The following is a 715-nucleotide window of genomic DNA, read 5'->3' on the forward strand; positions in this document are numbered from 1 at the left end:
AAGATAATGTAGGTGATTTAGTTGATTTACCGGGCATTTATGATTTATCACCTATTTCTAAAGATGAGACGGTTGTCACAGATTATTTAATGTCAACGTCATTCACAGGAATGATTAACATTATTGACGCATGTCAGCTTAAAAGAAATCTTAATCTTACAATACAGTTGATGGAACTCAACAAACCTATGATTATTGGTTTAAATATGATAGATGTTGCAACACAAAGAGGTATTAAAATTAACTATCAAGCTTTGATGAGAAAATTAAAAGTACCGGTATTTCCAATTGTTGCTAGAAAGGCAAAGGGGACACATAGTCTTTTAGGAGAGCTTAATTATTTAGAACCACATCAACGTCGTGTATTTAAGATTAATTATGGCACTGAAATTGAAACTGCAATTCAACAAATTTGTTCAATTATCAAACAGGATAATATGTATCCAACAGAACGTTTACGTTTTATAGCCATACAGTATTTAATAGACAATGTTCAAATTTATCAAGAACTCGATGCCATGATTTTAGAACAGTTAGAACCCATTAAGCGAAAGTTAAGTAACGCGACAGAACAATCAACACGCCAAAGAATTGAAGCTGTGCGAAATGATTACATTAATCAGCTATTGGAAGATATCGTAGAATATCCCGAAGAGGATAAACAATTCTTTACTTCAAAAGTGGATCGATTATTATTAAATAGATATCTAGGTAT

At 31.7% G+C, this 715-nt stretch carries 1 protein-coding gene; it reads left to right on the forward strand.

What is annotated here, in order from left to right; translation table 11 throughout:
* On the forward strand, positions 1–715 hold a 715-nt coding region (locus IE142_RS39795; protein WP_191889436.1), incomplete at both ends, for a FeoB small GTPase domain-containing protein.

This window comes from Streptomyces mutabilis, assembly GCF_014649815.1.
GTDB classification, from domain to species: Bacteria; Actinomycetota; Actinomycetes; order Streptomycetales; family Streptomycetaceae; genus Streptomyces; species Streptomyces mutabilis.